We start from the raw sequence: 22,631 nt of genomic DNA on the forward strand, positions 1-22,631 counted from the left end.
TGGCCGTTGCGGGCTTTTCCCGTTTGACACGGGGGCGGGATGTACCGTCACACTCCGCAGCGTCACCATGACCCGACCCCGGGAACAAGGCCTGGGGAGGCCCCAGCCCCGACCGGAGAGAAGAGCGAAGTTGTCCCCGACCAGCGAGACCGCACAGGGCGGCCGCCGACTCGTGATCGTCGAGTCGCCTGCCAAGGCGAAGACGATCAAGGGTTATCTCGGCCCCGGCTATATCGTCGAGGCCAGCGTCGGGCACATCCGCGACCTTCCCAACGGCGCCGCGGAGGTGCCGGAGCAGTACACGGGCGAGGTCCGCCGCCTCGGTGTGGACGTCGAACACGACTTCCAGCCGATCTATGTGGTCAACGCCGACAAGCGGGCGCAGGTCAAGAAGCTCAAGGACCTGCTGAAGGAGTCCGACGAGCTCTTCCTCGCCACCGATGAGGACCGTGAGGGCGAGGCGATCGCCTGGCACCTCCAGGAGGTCCTCAAGCCGAAGATCCCGGTCAAGCGGATGGTCTTCCACGAGATCACCAAGGACGCGATCCGGGCCGCCGTGGCCAACCCGCGCCAGCTCAACCAGAAGCTCGTCGACGCCCAGGAGACCCGCCGCATCCTCGACCGTCTCTACGGCTACGAGGTCTCGCCGGTCCTGTGGAAGAAGGTCATGCCGCGCCTGTCGGCCGGGCGTGTCCAGTCCGTCGCCACGCGTCTCGTCGTCGAGCGGGAACGCGAGCGCATCGCGTTTCGTTCTGCTGAGTACTGGGACCTGACGGGCACCTTCGCGACCGGCCGCGCCGGCGACCCGTCGGACCCGTCGTCGCTGGTCGCCCGCCTCCAGTCCGTCGACGGCAGGCGCGTCGCGCAGGGCCGCGACTTCGACTCCCGGGGACAACTCAAGAGCGCGAACACCCTCCCGCTCGACGAGGCGAACGCCCGCGCCCTGGCCGCCGCCCTGGAGAACACGCGGTTCTCCGTGCGCTCCGTCGAGTCGAAGCCGTACCGCCGCTCGCCGTACGCCCCGTTCCGTACGACGACCCTGCAGCAGGAGGCCAGCCGCAAGCTGGGCTTCGGCGCGAAGGCCACCATGCAGGTCGCGCAGAAGCTGTACGAGAACGGCTACATCACGTACATGCGTACGGACTCCACGACGCTGAGCGACACGGCTGTCTCCGCGGCCCGCGCCCAGGTCACACAGCTGTACGGCGCCGACTATCTGCCGGCCCAGCCGCGGACGTACGCGGCGAAGGTCAAGAACGCGCAGGAGGCGCACGAGGCGATCCGCCCATCGGGTGATCGTTTCCGCACCCCCGCCGAGACGGGCCTGGCCGGCGACCAGTTCCGGCTGTACGAGCTGATCTGGAAGCGGACCGTCGCCTCCCAGATGAAGGACGCGACCGGCAACAGCGTGACCGTCAAGATCGGCGGCGCCGCGGCCGACGGCCGGGACGTCGAGTTCAGTGCCTCCGGCAAGACGATCACCTTCCACGGCTTCCTCAAGGCGTACGTCGAAGGCGCCGACGACCCGAACGCCGAGCTGGACGACCGTGAGCGCCGGCTGCCCCAGGTCGCCGAGGGCGACCCGCTGTCCGCCGAGCAGATCACCGTCGACGGGCACGCCACCAAGCCCCCGGCCCGCTACACCGAGGCCAGCCTGGTCAAGGAGCTCGAAGAGCGCGAGATCGGCCGGCCGTCCACGTACGCGTCGATCATCGGCACGATCCTCGACCGCGGCTACGTCTTCAAGAAGGGCACGGCGCTCGTCCCGTCCTTCCTGTCCTTCGCGGTGGTCAACCTCCTGGAGAAGCACTTCGGGCGGCTCGTCGACTACGACTTCACCGCCAAGATGGAGGACGACCTCGACCGCATCGCCAACGGCGAGGCGCAGTCCGTGCCGTGGCTCAAGAGGTTCTACTTCGGCGAGGGCGCGGCCGAGGGCCGTGCCGCCGACGCCGGCAACGGCGACGGGGACCACCTCGGCGGCCTGAAGGAACTGGTCACCGACCTGGGCGCGATCGACGCGCGCGAGGTGTCGTCGTTCCCCGTCGGCGACGGCATCATGCTGCGGGTCGGCCGCTTCGGCCCTTACATCGAGCGCGGGGAGAAGGGCGCGGAGGGTCACCAGCGGGCGGACATCGCCGAAGAGCTGGCGCCCGACGAGCTGACCCTCGAGATGGCCGAGGAACTCCTCGCCGCGCCGAGCGGTGACTTCGAACTGGGCGCCGACCCGGCGACGGGTCACCAGATCGTCGCCAGGAAGGGCCGCTACGGCCCGTACGTCACCGAGGTGCTCCCCGAGGGCACCCCGAAGACCGGCAAGAACGCCGTGAAGCCGCGTACGGCCTCGCTGTTCAAGACGATGTCGCCGGACACCGTGACGCTGGAGGAGGCCCTCAAGCTGATGTCCCTGCCGCGGGTCGTCGGCGCGGACGCGGAGGGCCAGGAGATCACCGCGCAGAACGGCCGCTACGGGCCGTACCTGAAGAAGGGCACGGACTCGCGGTCGCTGCAGACCGAGGACCAGCTCTTCACGATCACCCTCGAAGAGGCGCTGGAGATCTACTCCCAGCCCAAGCAGCGCGGCCGGGCCGCCGCCAAGCCGCCGCTGAAGGAGCTGGGCGCCGACCCGGTCAGCGGAAAGCCCGTCGTCGTCAAGGACGGCCGCTTCGGCCCGTACGTCACCGACGGGGAGACCAACGCGACCCTGCGCTCCGGCGACAGCGTCGAGGAGATCACCCCGGAGCGCGGCTACGAGCTGCTCGCCGAGAAGCGCGCCAAGGCGCCCGCCAAGAAGACGGCGAAGAAGGCCCCGGCGAAGAAGACGGCGACCGCGAAGAAGGCGGCGCCGGCGAAGAAGGCCGCGGCCAAGAAGACCACGACGGCTGCCAAGAAGACGACGGCCAAGAAGACGACGGCGAAGAAGAGCACCGCGACGAAGGCGACGACCGCACGGTCGACGTCCGAGGACTGACCGGCCCGGACCGCTGCCCAGCCGGACGGATCGCCCCTTTCGGACATACGGCGCCTGTCGGGCGTGACGGGCGGTGGATTCGACACGATTTCCGCACAACGCGTTCACGAAACGACTGCCCCGGCATCACTTTGGTGTCGGGGCGGTCGCACGTCCGGACGGGGGCCACGGGCTGTCAGTCGCGGCCGATAGGCTGAAAGCATGACGCGAGCCGAGCAGCCAACGGCCCACCACCCGGTCCCGGACGACGCCCTGGTGGCGGACTCCCGCGAGCGCGCCGTGCGCGCACTGTTGCGCGAGCCTCAGCTCAAGAGGCTCTGGAGCGCGCAGCTGGTGGGGGGTGTGGGAGACGCCCTCGCCCTGCTGGTCCTCGTCCTCCTCGTCCTCCAGGCGGCCATCGCCGAGGCCTCCTTCGGCGGCGGCTACCGTGGCGTCGCGTTCGCGGTGGCGACCGTCTTCGGGGTGCGCATTCTGGCCACCCTGCTCTTCGGGGCGGTCCTCCTGGGCCCGTTGACGTCGCTCACCTCGCCCGACGGCCCGCTCGACCGCCGCTGGACCATGGTCGCCGCCGACGGTCTGCGCGCCGCGCTGCTGATCGTCGCGCCCCTGTGGATCGACTGGACCCCGGAAGACGCGCCGGCCCTGCTGCTCGTCACCGTGTTCGTGACGGGCGTCGCCGAACGGTTCTGGACGGTCGCCCGGGAGAGCGCCGCCCCGGCCCTGCTGCCCGCGCCGCCCCTGGAGGGCGCGACGGTACGGCCGTTGCCGGACCACATGGACGCCCTGCGCCGCCTGTCCCTGCGCACCGGCTTCGTGACGATCCCGCTGGGTGCGGTCACCCTGGTCGTCGCGGCGTTGTTCAACAATCTTCTGGGCGTCGGCGTCGCCTGGTTCGACCAGCACCAGGCGGCCCTCGCCTCGTACGTCGCGGGCGGGCTCTTCGCCGGGTCGCTGTCCATCGTGACGTTCCTCGAACTGCCCGGAGTGCGCACCCCGCGCGCGCGGTCGCCGCTCGAGGGCCTGCGCCGCCCCCGCACCGCCACCGGCGTCGACGGCGGCCGCACGGGCGCGATCCCGCTGCTGGTCCTCGCCTGCGCCGCGGTCGCCGGGGCGATCGCCGCCGCCGTCGCCGTCTCCGTGCTGCACGCCAAGGACCTGGGCGGCGGTCCGGTCCTGTACGGGCTGCTCGTGCTCGGGCTGACCGGCGGCGTCGTCATCGGCATCCGCACCGCCCCGAAGGTGCTGGTGACGCTGTCGCGACGCAGGCTGCTCGCCCTGGCCATCGCCTTCACCGGCGTGGCACTGCTGGCCGCGGGCCTGGTCCCGGACGTCACCAGCGTGCTGCTGGTCGTGACCCTGGCCGGCGTCGGCGCGGGCGTCGCCGCCAACACCGGGCACGCGCTGCTCGACCAGGAGACCGAGGACCACCGCCGCGCGCGGACGACCGAACACCTGCACGCCGTGGTCCGGGTCATGGTGGCGCTGGGCGCGCTGCTCGCCCCGCCGGCCGCCGCGCTCATCGGCCCGCACCGGCTGGAGAACGGCAGGTTCGTCTTCGCGCACGGCGGAGCGGCGTTCGTGCTCATGCTGGTCGGCGCGCTGCTGCTGCCGGTGGCCGCACTGGTGCTCGCCAAGGTCGACGACCGCTCCGGCGTCCCCCTCCGCAAGGACCTGCGGGACGCGCTTCTCGGCGGCGACGACCCGGAGACCGTTCCGGCCGCGAACGGCTTCTTCATCGCCCTGGAGGGCGGCGACGGCGCCGGCAAGTCCACCCAGGCCGAAGCGCTCGCCGAGTGGATCAGGGCCAAGGGCCACGAGGTCGTCCTCACCCGGGAGCCCGGGGCCACGCCCGTGGGCAAGCGGCTCCGCTCGATCCTCCTCGACGTCTCGAGCGCCGGGCTGTCCCATCGCGCGGAGGCACTGCTGTACGCGGCGGACCGCGCGGAGCACGTCGACACCGTCGTACGGCCCGCCCTGGAGCGTGGCGCGGTGGTCATCACCGACCGGTACGTCGACTCGTCCGTGGCCTACCAGGGAGCCGGCCGTGACCTGTCCCCGACCGAGATCGCGCGGATCTCGCGCTGGGCGACGAACGGCCTGGTCCCGCATCTGACGGTCCTGCTGGACGTGTCGCCGGAGGCAGCCCGCGAACGTTTCACGGAGGCGCCGGACCGGCTGGAGTCGGAACCGGCGGAGTTCCACGCGCGGGTGCGCTCCGGTTTCCTCACCCTGGCCGCCGCCGACCCGGGCCGCTACCTGGTGGTCGACGCGGCCCAGGAGCCCGAGGCGGTCACGACGGTCGTCCGGCACCGGCTCGACCAGCTGCTGCCCCTGTCCGAGGCCGAGATCAAGGCCCAGGAGGAGGCGCGCAGGAAGGCCGAGGAGGAGGCCCGCCGCAAGGCCGAGGAGGAGGCCGCCCGCAAGGCCGAGGAGGAGCGCCTGGAGCGCGAGCGCCAGGAGCAGCTCGCCAAGCTGCGCGCCGAGGAGGAGGAGCGCAAGCGGCGCGAGCTGGAGGAGGCGCAGCGCCGCGAGGCCGAACGGCAGGCCGAGGAGGCCAGGCTGCGTGCCGAGGAGGCGCGTAAGCGTGCCGAGGAGGAGCGGGTCCGGCTCCTGGCGGAGGAGAAGGCCCGCGCCGAGGAGGAAGCCCGCCGCAAGGCGGACGAGGAGCGGCGCCGCAAGCAGGCCGAGGAAGAGGCCAGGCTGCGCGCCGAGGCCGAGACCCGGCGGCTGGAGAAGCAGCGCAAGGCCGAGGAGGCGTTGTTGCGGGCCGAGCAGGCCCGGCGTGCCGCCGAGCAGGCCGCCGCCGCGGCCTCGGTCGGCCCGAAGGCGCCCCGCCCGGCCGCCGCCGCTTCGGCGGTCCCGCCGGAGGCGGTGACCGTGCCGACCCCGGTGGTGACTCCGACCAACGCCTCGGGCGGCCCGGTGGACGAGACGGCGGTGCTGCCGCCGGTCCGGATGGACAAGGAGCCCGAGCAGCCCTCCCGGCCGCCGGCCGGGCCCGCCGGGCCGACGGCCGACGCCGAGGTGACGGCCGAGCTGCCACAGCCGTCGATCCCGGCAGGCGCCGCGGACGAGACGGCGGTCCTGCCTCCGGTGCGTGATGAGGGCGCCGCGGACGAGACTGCCGTCCTGCCGCCGGTGCGCGATCACGGCCCTGCCGACGAGACGGCCGTCCTGCCTCCGGTCAGGGACGAGAGTCCCTCGGACCGTGTGCCGCCGGGCTTCTTCCGCGACGAGCGGGGCGGACGGGCCGAGCGGGGCGGCGCGCGTCCGGACGGCGCCGACGACCGGACGCGCGAACTGCCGCAGCTCGACGAGGAGGGCGCGCCCAGGCAGCGCCCGCGGCCGGACTGGGCCGAGGAGACCCCGCTCGACGATCTGCCGACGCTGGCGGACGAACTGCTGGGACCGCACCGCGACGAGGACGACCGCGACGAGGGCCGCGGCCGGCGCCGTCGCCGCTGAGCGATCCGCTCGTGGTGGCGCCACTCGTGGTGCGGCGGGCCCCCACTGCGGGGCCCGTGCCCACGTCGGCGCCCGCGGACGGACCGTCCGCCGCGCCGTGTGGCCCGGTTGTCAGCGGCGGCCCGCACAATGGAACCCGCAGCGCGAGACGTGACGAAAGGGCGGCGTGACGCATGACCGTGTGGGACGACCTCGTCGGGCAGGAGAAGGTGAGCGAGCAGCTGATCGCCGCCGCTCGGGACGCCGACGCGTTCGTCACCGCGGCCGCCTCCGGCACCGCGCCGCCGGAGGCGTCGAAGATGACGCATGCCTGGTTGTTCACCGGCCCGCCGGGCGCCGGCCGCAGCCGGACGGCGCGGGCCTTCGCCGCCGCCCTGCAGTGCGTGAGCCCGGACCGGGCGCTGGGCGGCATGCCGGGCTGCGGGTTCTGCGACGGCTGCCATACGGCGCTCATCGGCACGCACGCCGACGTCACGACCGTCGCCGCGGTCGGGTCGCAGATCCTCGCCGAGGACATGCGCGACACGGTCCGCAAGTCCTACACCTCGCCCGCCACGGGCCGCTGGCAGGTCATCCTCGTCGAGGACGCCGAGCGGCTGAACGAGAAGTCGGCCAACGCCGTGCTGAAGGCGGTCGAGGAGCCCGCCCCCCGCACGGTCTGGATGCTCTGCGCGCCCTCCCTGGAGGACGTGCTGCCCACCATCCGCTCCCGCTGCCGCCACCTGAATCTGCGCACGCCCTCCGTCGACGCCGTCGCCGACATGCTCGTACGGCGCGAGGGCATCGAGCCGGCCGTCGCCGCGGCGGTCGCCCGGGCCACCCAGGGGCATGTCGACCGGGCCCGCAGGCTCGCCACCGACCCCGCCGCGCGCGAGCGCCGGGCGACCGTGCTGAAGGTGCCCTTGCGCGTCGACGACGTCGGCGGCTGCCTCAGAGCGGCCCAGGAACTGGTCGACGCGGCCGCCGAGGACGCCAAGCAGTTGGCGGAGGAGCGGGACGGCAAGGAGACCGAGGAGCTGAAGGCGGCACTGGGCGCGGTCCAGGGCGGCCGGATGCCGCGCGGCACGGCGGGCGTCATGAAGGACCTGGAGGACAAGCAGAAGCGGCGCAGGACGCGCACCCAGCGCGACAGCCTCGACCTCGCGCTCACCGACCTCACCGCCTTCTACCGGGATGTCCTGGCGCTCCAGCTCGGCTCCCGCGTCGCGATCGCCAACGCGGACGCCGAGGACGCGTTGGAGCGGCTCGCCCGGGGCAGCAGACCCGAGTCGACGCTCCGCCGCATCGACGCCATCGCGGCCTGCCGAGACGCCCTCGACCGCAACGTGGCCCCGCTGCTGGCGGTGGAGGCGATGACGCTCGCGCTGAGAGCGGGCTGACGAGGACGCCGAACCCCGGACCGCTCAACCCCGGGGACGTGCCGAACCCCGGGGACCGCCGAGCGCAGGGGACGGCTGAACCTTGGGACCGCCGAGCCCCGGGGAGCCGTCGGCCGCGGGTTGACGACGTCACTCGTCCGTGAGCACTTGGTGTACGCAGGGCATGCGGGTCGTCGCTCACAGTTACGCTCGTCGGATGGACATCAGGCGCTCCCTCCGCAGGTCCCGTACCGGCGTCACCCTTCTGTCGCTCGCCGCGCTGCTCGTCTGCGGGTGCTCCGCCGGGAAGCCGACGGGCACCGCCGGTTCGACGGCGAGGGCGGCGCTCGCCGCGCTCCCGCGTGCCACGCCGTCGGCACTCGCGCCGTACTACGCGCAGAAGCCGAGCTGGCGCGGCTGCGGCGTCCCCGGATTCGAGTGCGCCACGATGAAGGCGCCGCTCGACTACGCCGAGCCGGGCGCGGGCGACGTCCGGCTCGCGGTCGCCCGCAAGCAGGCGACGGGCCCGGGCAAGCGTCTCGGCTCGCTGCTGGTGAACCCGGGCGGACCGGGCGGCTCGGCGGTCGGCTACCTCCAGCAGTACGCCGGCATCGGATATCCCGCCGCCGTCCGCGCCCGCTACGACATGGTCGCCGTCGACCCCAGAGGTGTGGCCCGCAGCGAGCCCGTGGAGTGCCTCGACGGCCCCGAGATGGACGCGTACACGCAGACGGACACCACCCCGGACAACCAGCGGGAGAGGGTCGAACTCGTCGGCGCGTACAAGAAGTTCGCGGAGGCCTGCGGCGCGCGCTCGGCACGGCTGCTGCGGCACGTCTCCACCGTCGGCGCGGCCAGGGACATGGACATCCTGCGCGCCATCCTGGGCGACGGGAAGCTGACGTACGTGGGGGCGTCCTACGGAACGTTCCTCGGGGCGACGTACGCGGGTCTGTTCCCGAACCGGGTGGGCAGGCTCGTCCTCGACGGCGCGATGGATCCGGCGCTGCCCGCCCGCCGGCTGAACCTGGACCAGACGGCGGGGTTCGAGACGGCGTTCCGGTCGTTCGCGAAGGACTGCGTGCGACAGCCCGACTGCCCGCTCGCCGCGAAGGGCGCCGCTCCCGCCAAGGTCGGCGAGAACCTGAAGGCCTTCTTCCGCAGGCTCGACGCACACCCCCTCCCCGCCGGCGACCCGGACGGCCGCAGGCTCGGAGAGGCCCTCGCCACCACCGGCGTGATCGCCGCGATGTACGACGAGAGCACCTGGGAGCAGTTGCGTGAGGCGCTGGCCTCGGCCATGAAGGAGGGCGACGGCGCGGGGCTGCTCATCCTCTCCGACGCCTATTACGAGCGCGACGCCGAGGGCCGCTACGCCAACCTGATGGCCGCCAACGCCGCGGTGAACTGCCTGGACCTCCCCGCCGCCTTCTCCACCCCGGAGCAGGTGGAGAAGGCGCTGCCGTCCTTCGAGAAGGCGTCCCCCGTCTTCGGTGAGGGGCTCGCCTGGGCCTCCCTGACCTGCACGTACTGGCCGGTGGCGCCCACCGGCGAGCCGCAGCGCATCGAGGCGAGGGGCGCCGCGCCGATCGTGGTCGTCGGCACCACCCGCGACCCGGCGACCCCGTACCCCTGGGCGGTGTCCCTCTCCCGCCAGCTCACCTCCGCCCGCCTCCTCACGTACCAGGGCGACGGCCACACCGCCTACGGCCGCGGCAGTGCCTGCGTCGACTCCGCGATCAACGCCTACCTGCTCCACGGGACGCCTCCGGCGAAGGGAAAGCGCTGCTCATAGCCCCTCCACGGGCCCCGCGCCCGTGACCCCCGGAGCCGGTGCGGAGCACCCCCGGAAACTGTGTAGACTTACCGACGTTGCTGATCGCACCATGGTGTGGACAGCGCGCCGCCTTAGCTCAGATGGCCAGAGCAACGCACTCGTAATGCGTAGGTCTCGGGTTCGAATCCCGAAGGCGGCTCTGCCGAAGCCTCAGGACTCACTCGCCGTGACCTGGGGCTTTTGCTTTTACCGGATACGGCGACGGCGCTGAGTGCGAGCCGTGCGGCTGTCCCTGGTCTCAATTCTGGTCTCAATGGACGCTTCAGGACGGGGTTCCGGCTGACGCTCCGGGGCGGGTTCCGGGCGCGGCATGAACGTGTCGCCCATGCGGCGCATGGCGTCCTTCGACAGGTGCGACCGCCCCTTCACGTACCGGCGGGTCTGGCTGATCTGGGTGTGGCGCAGGATCTCCATGATCGTGGGCATGTCCACCCCGAGTTCGTTGAGGATCGTGCCAGCGGTGTGGCGGCTTCCGTCGTACAGGCGGCGGTCGTCGATCCCGGCTTCCGCCAACAGCTCCTTGAACTCTTCCCAGTCCTGACGGGGATCGAGGGGACGGCCGTCCGGGCGGGTGAAAACCAGCTTGTTTTCCTCCCACGCGTCGCCGGCTGTTTCGCGCGCCTCCTGCTGCTGTGCCTGGTGCTCGCGCAGGTAGGGGATGAACGGCGGTGGGATGGGCACGGCGTTCCGGCTCTTCTTGGTCTTGGGCCGGGTGAAGACCAGGCCGCCGCCCTTGCGGTCCGGGCATGCGCGGGCATGACTTGTGCAGCCCGTCAGGCACGGCTTCGGACAACCGCGCTTGTAGCTCCTGTGGGTCCGGCAGTCATCGGGGCATGGCTCGAACCCGTGGAACTTGGTACCGCAGGCCTGCGGGTCCTCGCAGCCGTGCCGCCATGTCAGGCGCTGAAGCTGCCACTCCGGGCGGAACTGCTCGTTGACGAAGTCGACGTACGGCCACCTCAGACCGAGGGTCTCGCCCTGCCGGAAACCCATGCCGACACCGACGCACCACCGCATGAACGTGGGGCGTTTTGCGGCGGCCTTCAGGAACGCCCTTGCCTCTTCCGTCGTGAACGGGTTCGCCTCCGTCTCGTCGACCGTGGGCGGGTCGACCAGGGTGGCCACGTTCTCCACAATGAGCCGCCGGCGGTGAGCGATTTTCAGGGCGCGGGACAGGATGCGGTGCACTTTCACCACGTGAGAGGGCGCGTGCCCCGCGTCCAGCATGACGCGGTACATCCGTTCCAGGTGTTCCGGTGAAGCTTGTCGAGCCTGTGCTTTCCGACGCCGGGAACGATGTCGTTCCTGGTCTTTGACCAGTAGTCATCCAAAGAGCGCGGCTTCAGCTTCAGGGATGCGATGTCGGTCAGGTAGATGGTCATCCACTGCTCTACGGTCGGCTTCCGACCTGCCTTGGGGGCGCGGGCCTTGTCCCGCAGATCCTCCAACTCACGGACCTTGCGCTTTACTTCGGTTTCTGTCCGGGCGCGGCGGTGGCGCCGGTCGTAACTGCCATCGTCCTTGACGCCCATGGTGACGCGGCCGTGCCACCAGCCGTCATTGCCTTCGTAGACGGTGGATTCCATGTTCGACTTCTTGGGGGGCTCATGCGCTCCTCTGTGCAACAGAGCGGCTCCGGGCAGGGTGCCCGGAGCCGAGCGGGGTGTGATCAGGCTGCGACCGGCTCGAGGGCGTTGACGTACGCCTCCAGGTCGCTGCGGCGGATGCGGCGCGAACGACCGCGCTTGACGTAGATCAAGGCGCCTTCGGCCATGAATTCGTAGACGGTTGAGCGGCCGAAGCGGAGAACCTTCGCGGCTTCTTCCGGGGTGTAGAGCAACTGATCGGTGGGCGACTCGATGGCGGTAATCATTGGCGCGTACCTCCGTGGCGGGACGGCTCCGGGCCGGGACAGGGTTGGGGTGACACTGCTCTGAGTCGTGACTCACCGCGACTCAGAGCGTGGTGCTGGGGACGGGCTGAGTCGCGGTGAGTCACGACTCTGGCTGATGTGGTTCGGAGGGCTTGAGGGTGATGCCGGCGTAGATGGCCACCTGTCGGCCGTAGGCGTCCCGGGGGCGGGTGCGGTTGAGCTGGGGGACGATGGAGAGGAGGTTGCGGCCGAACACCTGCTTTGTGCCGGGCTTGACGTCGTTGTCCTCCGCCCAGTCCCGTCAGACGCTCCACAGCGTGTCTACGGGGATGGTGCATGTCGCGCCGGTGTTGCAGCGTTCGCGGATGAACGCGCTGGTGGGGGGAAGTGGTGTCGCGCATCGTGGTGACTGCTTCGCGGCTGGATTTCGGCTCGGTGATCCGTCCGGTGCGTTCCAGTCGGGCGAGTCCGTCGAGGGCCCAGTTGAGGATGCCGGGCATCTCTGCGGCGAGCTTGTCGGTGAGGGTGGTGTCTTCCTTGCCCAGCCACGACACGGTCATGTTGAGCAGGACGAACCGGCGGGCGATGACCCCGGATGCGTCGTCGAAGTGCGGCAGTTCGTTGGAGAGAATCATGAGCCGGGTGGGCAGCTTGCCGGTCCACGGCTCGCGGTACTTGCGGTCGATGTCGATCGTGTCTTCACCGGAGATCGTCAGCAGCCGCTCGACCACCTGGCTGTTGTCGTTGCCGGAAAGGCGGGCGTCGGAGATGACCGCGAGCGGCTTGCCCAGCAAGGTGGACAGTCCGAAGTTCGTGCCGAGTCCGGCGAGGGTGGGACCGGCAAGGTTCTCCTTGCCGACCAGCTCTTTGAGGACGCGGGCGATGGTGCCTTTGCCGGATCGCGTCGGGCCGACCATGAGCAGGATCTTCTGTTGGTCCGTGCGGCCGGACAGGATGTAGCCGAACCATTCCTGGACTGCGTGGATGGCGTCGGGGTCGTCGGGCCAGAGCTGGGCCAGGAAGCGTTCCCATGTCGGTGTGGCGGCGGTGGGGTCGTAGGTGAAGGGGACGGATACGAGGTTGAAGAATCCGGGGCTGTGCGGCAGCAGCGCGCGGTCACGGATGCGGAGCAGACCGTTCTCACACGCCACGATCGGGCCGCCGTCCAAACTCGTCAAGACCGTCATCGCGGCGGAATCGATGAGCGAGGTCACGGGGCAGAAGTTCGCCGTCCCCGAGAACCTGCACCCGAAGGCCGTCCAGCGGGCTGTGCCTACGGGCGAGAGGATCAAGGGCCGAGGTTTCGCCAAGGCTTTCGGGGTGGTGGGTGGTGGCGCCAGCATCGCGCAGTTCCCGGTGGACACGTACAACTACGGGTACGAGGAAGCGACGAAACAGCTCAGCGAATCCCTGACGGACCCGCTGGACGTGGTCCCCGACGGTCAGGGAGCGGGGTGCGTCTTCTTCGGTGACTGCTATGTGGTGAGCCCAATGGCCTGACTCCACCAGACCGCCTGCCGCAGACGCCACCGGCCGGGATGACTTCCCGGCCGGTGGCGTCATATTATTCAACGTCATACGAAGGAGTGTGGACGTGCAAGGAATATCCTCCGACGATCTGGTTACGCAGCTTCTGCGACTACTCCCGGAAGTTAATCCGTATTTCGAAGTGGCGGCCAAGCGTCACGATCTCAGTGCGTCGCAGGTCACCCACTGGGAGCAGGTGAACACTTCTCCGGGGACGCTTTTGTCTGAAGTGCTTGCATACCCTCTTTTTAAGCCTATGATGAGATCTCCGAAAATCGACGCGAACGTGGAGGATTTTCTGAAGCGTTGTTTTGAATTCATCGAGGCGCTTGAGGACGACCCCACAGGTCGACTGGTGGATACAGCCTACTTCACCTTCATTGAATTCCTCTTGGAAAGTGATGAAGTGCTCGACCGTGCCTTCCGGTTCGCCTGGCCCAAGACCCGGGCGGAGATCCTGGCCATGCTGAGAGGCTGGAACGTCCCCGTGGACCCGTCCTGGGAGGACCCTTCACGTGAGGCTTCTCCTCGATCGTAAGCGCCTTGAACGCGTTGGTGGGGTCGTTGATGGCAGCCATGAGTGCGGGCGACGTCCTGCTCGACACGGGCCTGCATTCTGCGTCGGGATCGAGGGCTTCGGGCTGGGGAAGCAGAGAAGCCAGGTGCTTGGTGACGCCGCGGGAGTAACACTTGTTGCTGTTTTCGCCATGGTCTTGCTCCTTCGATGCAGAAGTTGGGTCCAGACCTCGAGCCCTTGACGTAGCCACCGGCCGAGGGCGTTCTGCTTTCAGTGGTAGTCGCCCTGGCGAGGCGGAACAGGCGTCCTTCTCCGTTCGGGGGACGCTGCCCCCGAGACCGATTACAGCCCTGCCATGAAGCGCGTAAAATGCGCCTTTTTGGGGATCTTGGGCGACTGCTGGGCCGTGACGAGAGCCGCGGTATCGACGTCGGCCGTGCGGCCTCAGGCTCGGGGCGCAGGCCAAGCCGTCCTCGGATTCGGAGGCCCTGACTTCGAAAGCAGCGGACTCCCGCCCCACCGCCTGACCGGCGCGGCCTGCCAAGGTGGGCCGCGCACCGCGCCACCCGCACCGAGCACGGACTGCACCGCAGGAGGAACTTCATGGGCAAACAGTGCATCACCGTCTGTCTGCCGCCCGTCGGCCCCGACGGGCTCAGGCAGGCGGTCGGGCAGGCCATGGACCCCTTCTGGTACGACCGTGAGGACCGTCCCCATCCGGACTGGGTGGGGGAGTGGAGCTACTGGTTCGTCTCAGGGGCGGGCTGTCTCTTCGACGTGCTGCCCGGCCACGAGGATGACCCCCGGCTCGTGCGCTACGACGACTGGATCAAACCCCCGGAGGATCTGCCGCCCTCCTGCTGCCACGGCGGCCCGCGCGGCATCCTCGACCTCGACACGCCCCGCGCCGCCGAGGCCCGCCGGGCCGGCGACACCTGGACCGCGTACCAGGCCTTCTCCGACCGCTACCCGCCGGCGCTTCCCTTCCGCCACTTCGCCGAGCGGGCCAGGACACTGGACCCCGAACAGGCCAGGGAGGCGGCCGTGACAGCCTTCCGGGAACAGCCCCTCATCCGGGCCATCGAGTCCGACCTCGCGCTGGAGGAGCGGTTCGGCTCCGACCCCGCCTACCACTTCGACGAGGACCTCGAGACGTACGTGACCCGCCACGTGGTCGCCGTGTTGCCCACCCCCGCGCTGCTCACCCTCGACGGGCGGTGGATCGAGGGCGGCGGCCTTGAGTACGAGCAGGCGTTCAACGCCTACCTGGACGGCCTGCCCGCCGACGCCATGGTCGTGCGGGTGCTCTACCACTCGTGACTGGGCAGAGGTATCGGCGGTATGGCGTGGGTCGGCATAGCCGGTTTGCGAGTGGGCGGTCTGTGGGGTGATGTCCGTGTCCGGCTGAACGTTGCTGATGTTGCGTGACCCCTGGACGAAAGCCGCAGCGTGGTCGCACTGGTCGAGGTCCGCACAGTCGCCCACCGACCGTGGGGGGCGTCGACGTACGTGTCCCACTCGGGGCCGAAGGAGAGCAGGTCCGCGGCCGCCTCGCGGAGCAGTCGTGGGTCGTCGGGGCCTTGCCAGGCAGGCCGGCCGGTAGGCGAGGTTGCGGGCCCAGGGCGGGAGGGCCGTCCAGTCCTCGGCGAGGACGTCCCGGAGCATGGCTTGGTCTCGTCGGCCGTCGCGAAGGTGAGCTTCTCGACGAAGTCCCGCGTCGCCTCGCCGACCTGGCGGCCGTCGGCGCCGTCGAAGGTCCGGCCGAGCCTCCTGGCCGCGGGGGTCGGGTCGGACGGCGGGTGCGGATCGGCGGGGGTCATCCGGTCGCGTAGTCCTCGACCAGGTCGGAGACGAAGGCCAGCAGGGCGTCGACGCGGTGCCGGTCCTCGCGCCGCTCGCGCAGGGACCGTTCCAGGGCCCGGAGCCGGTCCAGGGCGGCCGGGACCCGGTCCCGCACCTCGTCGAGGAGTTCCGTGGTGATGAGGTCCAGGCACTCGGTGAGCAGGAGCCGGGTGGCCGGTGCGGGGGGAGCCGGGTCGGGGGCGGCGAAGCCGGTGGTCAGGTAGCGGGCGGGGTCGGTCAGGCTCCAGCCGACGACGGCGCCGTGCTGGACGAGGAGCGCCACGTCGGGGGCGATGCCGATCCGGGCGTCCAGCGGCTCGTCCAGGACGTCGAGGTCGCGCAGACAGGTGAGCGCGGTGTCGCCGGGGGCGCGGCAGAGCTCCGAGGTCACCGCCAGGTGGAAGTCCCGGGCCTCGTCCGCGCGAAGGCCGCCCAGGCGGACGGGGGGTGCGGCGGGAAGGCGGGCGCAGTCCTCGGGGGCGGCGGCCTCGCCGGCGATCTGGAACTCGGCGCCGACCAGTTCCAAGCCCGCCTTGTCGAAGTGGAGCTCGTCGGGCGTGTCCCACAGCCACGGCCGGCTGCCGAAGGCGGCCAGGAGGAACCGCCCGCGCTCCTCGACGTCCGCGTACGCCGCGACCCGCACCCGGAAGTCCCGGAAGTCGAAACGCGGGCTGACGGCGAGCGGATCGTCCGTCACCGTCGCGGTCCAGTCGTCGTCGATGGTGATCCTCATGGTGCGCGCCACCTTATTTGACCTGCTCTGCGGGAGGCATGAAGCCGTTCTTGGCCGGGATCCTGCCCTCCACCACGTCCGCGTGCGTGATCGGCCCGCCGGGATCGCTGGGCAGGCCGCCCAGCGCCTCGGCCCCGGAGGGACCCTTGATGCCGGACGACCCGTACGCCGTGATGACGTTGCCGGCGCCGGTGCGGTCGGCCCGGACCACCACGATGTCGTCGCCCTGGCGGAAGATCAGGTTTCCGCTGCCCGCGGTCGAGTGGTACACGGCGTCCGGATTCTTGAGGATGTCCGTGACCATTTCCTCGGTGAAGCCGTGGTCGTCCGCGTGGTAGTTGCCGGCCTTCTTCATCTTGCCGTCCTGCGCCCTGGCGATGACGTCGTCCATCGCCTTGAGGGCGTCGTCCCTGGCCTTCTGGGCCTTCTCCTCCTTCGTGTACTTGGGCATGAGGCCCAGCGGGTCGGATCCGCTGAGCGGGTTGTCCACGTATGCCATGGGGTTGGGGGCGGGAGCGAGGCCGAGGGGGTCGGGGGAGGTGTAGCGGCCGGTCTCGGGGTCGTAGTGGCGGAAGTAGTTGTAGTGCAGGCCGGTCTCGGGGTCGTAGTACTGGCCGGGGAAGCGCAGCGGGGTGTAGGCGCTGCTGTCCCGGGCCCAGGCGGTGGCGCCCCAGAGTGTGCTGCGGCTGTGCCAGGCGATGTCGCCGGACTCGTCGATGAGTTCGGTGGGGGTGCCGACGACGTCGGTGGCGATGGCGAAGAACCGGCGGTCGATCTCCTCCTGGCGGGCGTCGGCGGTGAGGATGCGCTCGGTCTGGGCGAGGGGCGTGCCGGCGCGGTGGTCCCAGGTGAGGGCGACCGTGTGCGGGACGTCCGGCTGGTGGCCGGTCTGTTCGCACAGGGTAAGGCCGTCCCAGGTGAAGCGGGTCTCCTCGACCACGCGCTCGCCGCGTTCAGCGCGTTCGCCGCTCTCGCCGCCCGGGGCGCAGGCGCTCTCGCCGCTCTCGGCGGCGGACGCCATGCGCTGTTTCGCGGTGCGGCGGCCCAGCGGGTCGTAGCGGTACCGCCACCGGGTCCCGTCGGGGGTGGTGACGGAGGTGAGGCGGTTCTCCGTGTCCCACTCGTAGCGCCAGGTGTCGGGCTTGCGGGAGAGTCGCTTCTTCTGCCGCAGGACGACCCGGCCGAGGGCGTCGTGTTCGAAGCGGACGTCTCCGGCGCGGGTGACACGGGTGCCGGTGTAGGAACGCGCCCCGGTGGCCTCGCTGCCGGGATGGCGGGACGGCCAGGACGCCGAGGTCTGGTTGCCGGCGTCGTCGTAGGCGTACCGCTCCGTCCAGTCCTGGGCGTGGACGGCGGTGACCCGGCCCGTCGGGTCCAGGTCGAAGGTGCGCGTGCCGGACCGGCGGTCCGCGACGGAGAGCAGGTGGCCGTCGGCGCGGTAGGCGTAGACGCGGCTGTTGACGGCCCGGGCGCCGGCGGTGACGTGCTGCGCGGCGAGCCGTCCGGCCTCGTCCCAGGTGGACGACACGGTGATCGCGTCGCCGAAGACGCGGGCGAGTTCCCGGCCGACGGCGTCGTGGGTGAAGCCGATCCGGTGAGCGCCGGCGGCCAGGTGCTCGAGTCGTCCGTCGCGGCCGTAGGCGTACGAGGTGACGTGGCCGGTGGGTGTGGTGCGCCGCGTGCGGCGGCCGAGGGCGTCGTAGGCGTAGGAGACGGGACGGCCGTCCACCAGCTCGGTCTTGACCTTGCCCCGCCGGTCGTACTGGTAGCGCAGCTCACCGTCCGGGCCGGCCGCCTCCAGCAGGCGCCCTGCCCGGTCGTGGACGTAGGTGGTCACGCGTCCGTCGACGTCCTTGCGGACCACACGGCCCAGCTGGTCGCGCTCGAAGGAGACGGTCCCGCCGAGCGCGTCGACACGGGCGGCGAGCCGGCCCGCGGCGTCCACCCGGTAGGTGAGGGTGCGGCCGTCGAAGTCGGTCTCGGAGCGGACGTCGCCGGCCGCGTCGTACGTGTAGGTCCAGCTCAGCCCCTGTGGGTTGGTGACGCGGGTGAGGCGCAGCTCGGCGTCGTGCTCGAACTCGTAGCGGGCGCCGTCGGGCAGGATCCGGGCGACCGGGAGGTCGAAGTGGGTGTACTCGTAGCGTGAGACGCCGCCGGCGGCGTCGGTGTGGGCGAGCAGGTTGCCCTCGCCGTCGTACGTCCACGACTCCGCCGCGCCGTCGGGTCCGGTGCGCCGGGCGAGCTGCCCGTCTGGGTGCCACTGGAGCCGGGTGACGGCGCCCGTCGGGTCGGTGACGCGGACCGGCCTGCCGAGGGCGTCCCGCTCCGTGCGGGTCACGGCGCCGTCGGGAGCGGTCACCTCCAGGGGCAGCCCGGCCGCGTCGCACACCACGCGGGTCGTCGCGCCGAGGGCGTCGGTGACCGAGGTGAGCCGGCCGGCGTCGTCGTAGGTGTGGCGGGTGGTGGCGCCGGCCTGGTCGGTGACCGCCGTGCGGTTGCCGCGTTCGTCGAACTCGTGGACCACGCGGGCGCCGTCCGGTCCGACGACCTCGACGGGCAGGCCGAACGGGCCGCGCACGGTGCGCAGTTCGCTGCCGTCGGGGCGGGCGGCGGAGACGACCCGGCCGGCCTCGTCGTAGGAGAAGGCGGTGGTGAGGCCCAGCGGGTCGGTGCGGGTCAGCAGGTTGCCGCGGGCGTCGTAGGTGAACCGGGTGGTGTGGCCGAGCGGGTCGGTGACGGCCAGCAGCCGGCAGCCGGGGCCGAACAGGTGGCGGGTCGCGTGCCCGTCGGCGGTGGTCAGCGTGGTGGTGTGGTGGCCGGTCCCGGGGTCGGGTTCGGTGTAGGCCAGGCTGATCTGGACATGCCCGGCCTCGCCGCCCTCCGCCACGACGCGGTCGCGGTCGTCGTAGACGTAGTCGTAGCGGTGTCCGCCCGAGTCGATCCAGGCGATGACGCGGCGACGGTCGTCGTAGACGAACGTGGTCGTCGCGCCGGAGGGCTTGGTGACGGTGGTCAGGTCGCCGTCCTGATAGCCGTAGCCCATCAGCGGCAGGTCGGCGCCGTTCTCGCCCCCGCCGGCCAGGGACAGGGCGGTGACGAGGCCGTCGGCGGACGACACGTTCACCCGCCGGCCCGCCGAGTGGACGAGGGCCAGCGGCAGCCCGTCCTCGGCGCGCTCGACGGTGATCATGTGACCGTTGCGGTCGGTGACGCCCGTCAGCCAGGCGACGCCGTCGCCGCCCGGTTCGGCCCCGGACGGGGCGGCGAAGCGGAAGACCAGGCCGCTGTCGGGCTCGGTGACCGTGTAGTCGCCGTGGGCGTCGCGGGCCAGCTCGGTGCGGGACCGGCCGGACTCCGGTGTGGTGGGCGCGCCGGGGACCGGGTGCGGGTACGCGATCAGGAGCCCGTCGGCGGTGACGTGGAGGACGCCGACGGCGTCGATCTGGAGGCGGTCGTCGACGGTGGACGTCCAGGCCGGGCCGAGGAAGCGGCCGGCCGCGCAGCCGGACTCGGTGCGGCGGGTGAAGACCAGCGGCAGGACGCCGGGGAGGTCGAGGTCGGTCTGGGGCAGGTACATCCGGCCGGTGGCGAGGTCCACCGGGTCGCCACCGGGGTTGCGGTCGCCGTCCGGGGTGTTGTGGGTGCCGTCCGGGGCGTCGTCGAGCAGGTTGCGCAGCCGTGCGGCCTCGGCGGCGTCCTCCGCGATCCGCACGCCCTTCACGGCGGCGCCGCCGCCCCCGGTGGCCAGGGTCAGCGCGACGTCGGGCAGCAGCCGTCCCAGCCCCTCGCTGGGGTCCTTCATGAAGTCGGTGACCATCTGCTTGCCGGTGCCGACGGGGTCGTTTGCGGCGACGACCAGCCCGGCGGCCAGGCTGTTGAGGGAGGTGACGTACTCGGCCGGGTGCGTGAGGTTGTACGGGTCCATCGGGTTGATGCCGCGGACGAAGTTGAGGATGCCGGCGGTGCCCTTGATGAGGCCGCCGCCGACGTGGTCGCCCATGATCTGCAGTTCCTGCATGCCGTCGTTCAGCTGCTCGGCGTAGGACGGCTTCTGGGGCGCCGTGTCACGGGCCGCGCGCACCGCCGAACGTGCCGTCTCCGCAGCCGAGTTGCGCTGCTTGCGGGCCTCGGCGAGCAGGTCCTGGGCATCCTGCATCAGCTTCTTGCCGGGGTCGTCGAAGGTCGCCGCCGGCTTGGTGGGGAGGGTGGAGGGGTCGCGCTTGTCGGCGGGTTGGGCGTTGTAGCGGTCGACGGCGCTGTTGTAGTCGTCGACCTTCTTGCGGTGGGCGTCGGCGGCGTCCTCCGAGGCCTTGACGCCCTCCTTCCACTTGTCGATCGCCGTCTGCGCCTGCCCCTGCGCCCAGGTGACGGTGCCGGCGAACGCCTCGAGCGCGGCGGCCGCTTTGGTGCAGGCGTCGGCGCCGGTGAACCACTTGGGCGGCTGGGTGCCGACCGCGGTGCGCAGCGCCTCGGCCGTTTCGCCCTTGAGCCGGGACGAGTCGAGGCCTTTGAGGCCCTCGCCCGCGCTGTCGAACGACGACTGGAAGCCGCGGAGCTTCTCGGCGGTGGAGCGGATCTTGTCGGCGCTGCCGTAGATCAGCTTGGTCTTGTCCTCGGTCTGCCCGAGGTCCATCTCGTCGACCTCGGCGCCCAGCCGGTTCGCCACCGAACGGGACTGCTCGCGCACCCAGTCCGCGCCGGTCTGCCAGCCGGCGTCCTCCAGTTTGTCGGCCGTCCAGTTGCCCGCGTCCTCGACCCGGTCGCCGACCCACGCGACGCCGTCCTCGACCGCGTCCTCGACCGAGTCGGGCGTGATGTCACTGATGAAGTCGCCGATGCCCACGCTCAGTTGCCCCCGGAATCGCCCTGTTGCTGTTGCTGCTGCGCCTGCTGGGCGCGTTCCTCCGGCGACGGGCCGAAGGTGTCGTCCAGCGCCTGGTTCCACTGGTCGTCGGAGATGCCGAGCGCGTCGTTGAGCAGTTCCGACCGCCGGCCGCCGTCGCCCTCGGTGAGGACGGTGCGACCGGTGTCCTTCCAGGTCTGCTCGATGTCCTGGCCGGCCTTGTCGAACGACTCGCCGCTCCAGTCCGGGTCCAGGGAGTCCGGCGTGAAGACGTCGCCCCAGTCCTGCTGGGTGATCTCCTCCTCGGTGGCGTGCGGGTTGCCGCCCATCACGGAGTTGACGCCCACCTTCAACGAGCCCGCGATGTACTGGTCGTGCTCCCACTGGGTGCCCGCCGCGAGACCGAGGCGGTTCGCGAGGGCGCTGGCATCGCGCACCAGGGCGCGCACGCCCCACTCCCAGCGCTCGCAGAAGTCCTCGAAGTCCGCCGACAGGCCGTGGTGCCCGGCCTCCATCTGGGTCATCGCCAGCTCCGAGAAGCCCTTGCCCATCACCGAGCCGGTGGCGCCGCCGAGTTCGCCGAGCTGGTCGATCGTCGCGCCCACGCCCTGCGTGAACTTCGCGACGGCCTCCGCGCCGAGCTGGAGATCCGTTCCCTCACCGCTCACAGCCGCCTCCCCGCTCCCGCTCCACCGCCATCGACGGCGACCGCCTCCGGGACGATGCCGACGACCGGCGGGAAGAACATCGACCCGTCCGCGGTGGCGATGTCGACGGCGAGTCCGGCGGGTTCGCCCAGCGCGGGCACGATCTCGTCGACGATGCGCGCGCCGAGCAGCGCCGCGTACTCCACGGGCCGGTCGCCGGGCCCGTGGTGCAGGGCGAACCGGGCGAGCGCCGCCTCGTCGGTGAACCCGCAGATCCATCGCACCCCGCCCGAACGCACCGACCACAGACCCCCGTCGGCCACCGGCACCAGCAGCACCGAGCGCCGCATCTCACCGACCAGCGCACGGGGGTCGTCGCCCCCGTCTCTGCGTTCCGCGATCCGCTCGGCGAGCGCCGCCCTCGACTGCTGCACGGTTCCTCCCCGGTCCAGGTGCCTCATGGCACCGTAGATCAGGACGCACGGCACGTACGGGTCGGTTCATGTGAAGGTTCGCGGGGGCCCACCGGCCCGGGGCGCCGGAGCGGGGCCTTACCGGCGGTCACACCTTGACGGCCGGGTGTGGAGCGTTCACGGCGGCGAGGACGGCGTCGCCGGCGTACTCGTGGCGCAGACGATGGTCGCGCAGGAGCGCCGCCGCTCGCTCGGTGACGTCCTCGGTGACGTCGTGCACGTCGATCCGGGAGAGCACCACGGGATGCGGGCGGGGTTGCGGGCATCAGACCGCGGGCACCGCCCGAGTCGCGCCGGCCATGGCGCAGAGCGGCGCGGGCCGCTTCGATCTCCTCCCGGGACAACGGGTCGTCGTCGGTCTCGAAGTGGTACGCAGAAGTGATGGCGCGTCAGCAGCTACAGCGGAGGGCAAGGCGAGTGCGTCGAGGTCGCCGACAACCTCTTCGGACTCGTCCTTGTCCGTGACAGCAGGCGCCCCAGCGGTCCCGCACTCGCCTTCTCCCCGTGCGCCTGGGGCGCCTTCGTCGATCACCTCCGCTGAGAAC

General features: G+C 71.3%; 14 protein-coding genes, 1 tRNA gene and 2 pseudogenes. 9 read left to right on the forward strand and 8 right to left on the reverse strand.

The genetic code is table 11. The annotated features are described in order from the left end of the window. Window positions 1–130: 130 nt before the first annotated feature. The 5 genes from topA (at window position 131) to QF032_RS21920 (ending at window position 9,770) form a co-directional block, all read left to right on the forward strand. Complete coding sequence (gene topA / locus QF032_RS21900; protein WP_307044969.1) at window positions 131–2,971, forward strand: type I DNA topoisomerase; 2,841 nt, start codon at window positions 131–133, stop codon at window positions 2,969–2,971. A gap of 201 nt (window positions 2,972–3,172) precedes the next feature. Beyond that, on the forward strand, window positions 3,173–6,436 hold the full coding sequence (tmk, locus tag QF032_RS21905; RefSeq protein ID WP_307057164.1) for a dTMP kinase: 3,264 nt from the start codon (window positions 3,173–3,175) through the stop codon (window positions 6,434–6,436). A 173-nt stretch (window positions 6,437–6,609) separates the two neighbouring features. Then, complete coding sequence (locus tag QF032_RS21910; protein WP_307044973.1) at window positions 6,610–7,815, forward strand: DNA polymerase III subunit delta'; 1,206 nt, start codon at window positions 6,610–6,612, stop codon at window positions 7,813–7,815. A gap of 196 nt (window positions 7,816–8,011) precedes the next feature. Continuing rightward, window positions 8,012–9,589 (forward strand): alpha/beta hydrolase, encoded by a 1,578-nt coding sequence (locus QF032_RS21915; RefSeq protein ID WP_307057166.1) that lies wholly within the window; start codon window positions 8,012–8,014, stop codon window positions 9,587–9,589. Between the two features lie 107 nt (window positions 9,590–9,696). Beyond that, window positions 9,697–9,770 (forward strand) — tRNA-Thr (locus tag QF032_RS21920). A 47-nt stretch (window positions 9,771–9,817) separates the two neighbouring features. Here QF032_RS21920 and QF032_RS21925 read toward each other — a convergent pair. The 3 genes and pseudogenes from QF032_RS21925 to QF032_RS21935 form a co-directional block, all read right to left on the reverse strand. Continuing rightward, a pseudogene (locus tag QF032_RS21925) lies at window positions 9,818–11,217 on the reverse strand (tyrosine-type recombinase/integrase). An 83-nt stretch (window positions 11,218–11,300) separates the two neighbouring features. Beyond that, a complete protein-coding gene (locus QF032_RS21930; protein WP_307057169.1) occupies window positions 11,301–11,504 on the reverse strand; it encodes a helix-turn-helix domain-containing protein in 204 nt (67 codons plus the stop codon). Continuing rightward, a complete protein-coding gene (locus QF032_RS21935; protein ID WP_307057171.1) occupies window positions 11,501–12,718 on the reverse strand; it encodes a DNA primase family protein in 1,218 nt (405 codons plus the stop codon). Before QF032_RS21935 ends, QF032_RS21930 begins: the two co-directional genes overlap by 4 nt. On the opposite strand from QF032_RS21935, the gene QF032_RS21940 reads away from it, so the two are divergent. The 3 genes from QF032_RS21940 to QF032_RS21950 all read left to right on the forward strand — a co-directional run bounded on the left by QF032_RS21940 (window position 12,705) and on the right by QF032_RS21950 (window position 14,868). Continuing rightward, on the forward strand, window positions 12,705–13,004 hold the full coding sequence (locus QF032_RS21940; RefSeq protein WP_307057173.1) for a hypothetical protein: 300 nt from the start codon (window positions 12,705–12,707) through the stop codon (window positions 13,002–13,004). The two genes, QF032_RS21935 and QF032_RS21940, sit on opposite strands and share 14 nt — an antisense overlap. A gap of 94 nt (window positions 13,005–13,098) precedes the next feature. Continuing rightward, window positions 13,099–13,569: a hypothetical protein gene (locus tag QF032_RS21945; RefSeq protein WP_307057175.1), complete on the forward strand. Its 471-nt coding sequence runs from the start codon at window positions 13,099–13,101 to the stop codon at window positions 13,567–13,569. Between the two features lie 582 nt (window positions 13,570–14,151). Further along, window positions 14,152–14,868 (forward strand): hypothetical protein, encoded by a 717-nt coding sequence (locus QF032_RS21950; RefSeq protein ID WP_307057177.1) that lies wholly within the window; start codon window positions 14,152–14,154, stop codon window positions 14,866–14,868. Window positions 14,869–15,364: 496 nt separating this feature from the next. On the opposite strand, the gene QF032_RS21955 is transcribed toward QF032_RS21950, so the two are convergent. From QF032_RS21955 to QF032_RS21975, 5 genes are all read right to left on the reverse strand, one after another. Next, window positions 15,365–16,123 carry a hypothetical protein gene (locus QF032_RS21955; RefSeq protein WP_307057179.1) on the reverse strand — a complete coding sequence of 253 codons (759 nt, stop codon included), beginning with the start codon at window positions 16,121–16,123 and terminating at the stop codon, window positions 15,365–15,367. 13 nt (window positions 16,124–16,136) lie between these two features. Next, a complete protein-coding gene (locus QF032_RS21960; RefSeq protein WP_307057181.1) occupies window positions 16,137–20,966 on the reverse strand; it encodes a putative T7SS-secreted protein in 4,830 nt (1,609 codons plus the stop codon). A gap of 2 nt (window positions 20,967–20,968) precedes the next feature. Next, entirely contained in the window at window positions 20,969–21,634 is a 666-nt protein-coding gene (locus QF032_RS21965) for a hypothetical protein (RefSeq protein WP_307057183.1), read from the reverse strand. After that, window positions 21,631–22,047 carry a hypothetical protein gene (locus QF032_RS21970; RefSeq protein ID WP_307045002.1) on the reverse strand — a complete coding sequence of 139 codons (417 nt, stop codon included), beginning with the start codon at window positions 22,045–22,047 and terminating at the stop codon, window positions 21,631–21,633. The genes QF032_RS21965 and QF032_RS21970 overlap by 4 nt, the downstream gene beginning before the upstream one ends. Before the next feature lie 127 nt (window positions 22,048–22,174). After that, a complete protein-coding gene (locus tag QF032_RS21975) occupies window positions 22,175–22,324 on the reverse strand; it encodes a hypothetical protein (protein WP_307057185.1) in 150 nt (49 codons plus the stop codon). Between the two features lie 156 nt (window positions 22,325–22,480). On the opposite strand from QF032_RS21975, the pseudogene QF032_RS21980 reads away from it, so the two are divergent. After that, a pseudogene (locus QF032_RS21980) lies at window positions 22,481–22,627 on the forward strand (DUF397 domain-containing protein); the annotation flags it as partial. Between the last annotated feature and the right edge of the window lie 4 nt (window positions 22,628–22,631).

It is taken from the genome of Streptomyces achromogenes (assembly GCF_030816715.1).
Taxonomy (GTDB): domain Bacteria; phylum Actinomycetota; class Actinomycetes; order Streptomycetales; family Streptomycetaceae; genus Streptomyces; species Streptomyces achromogenes_A.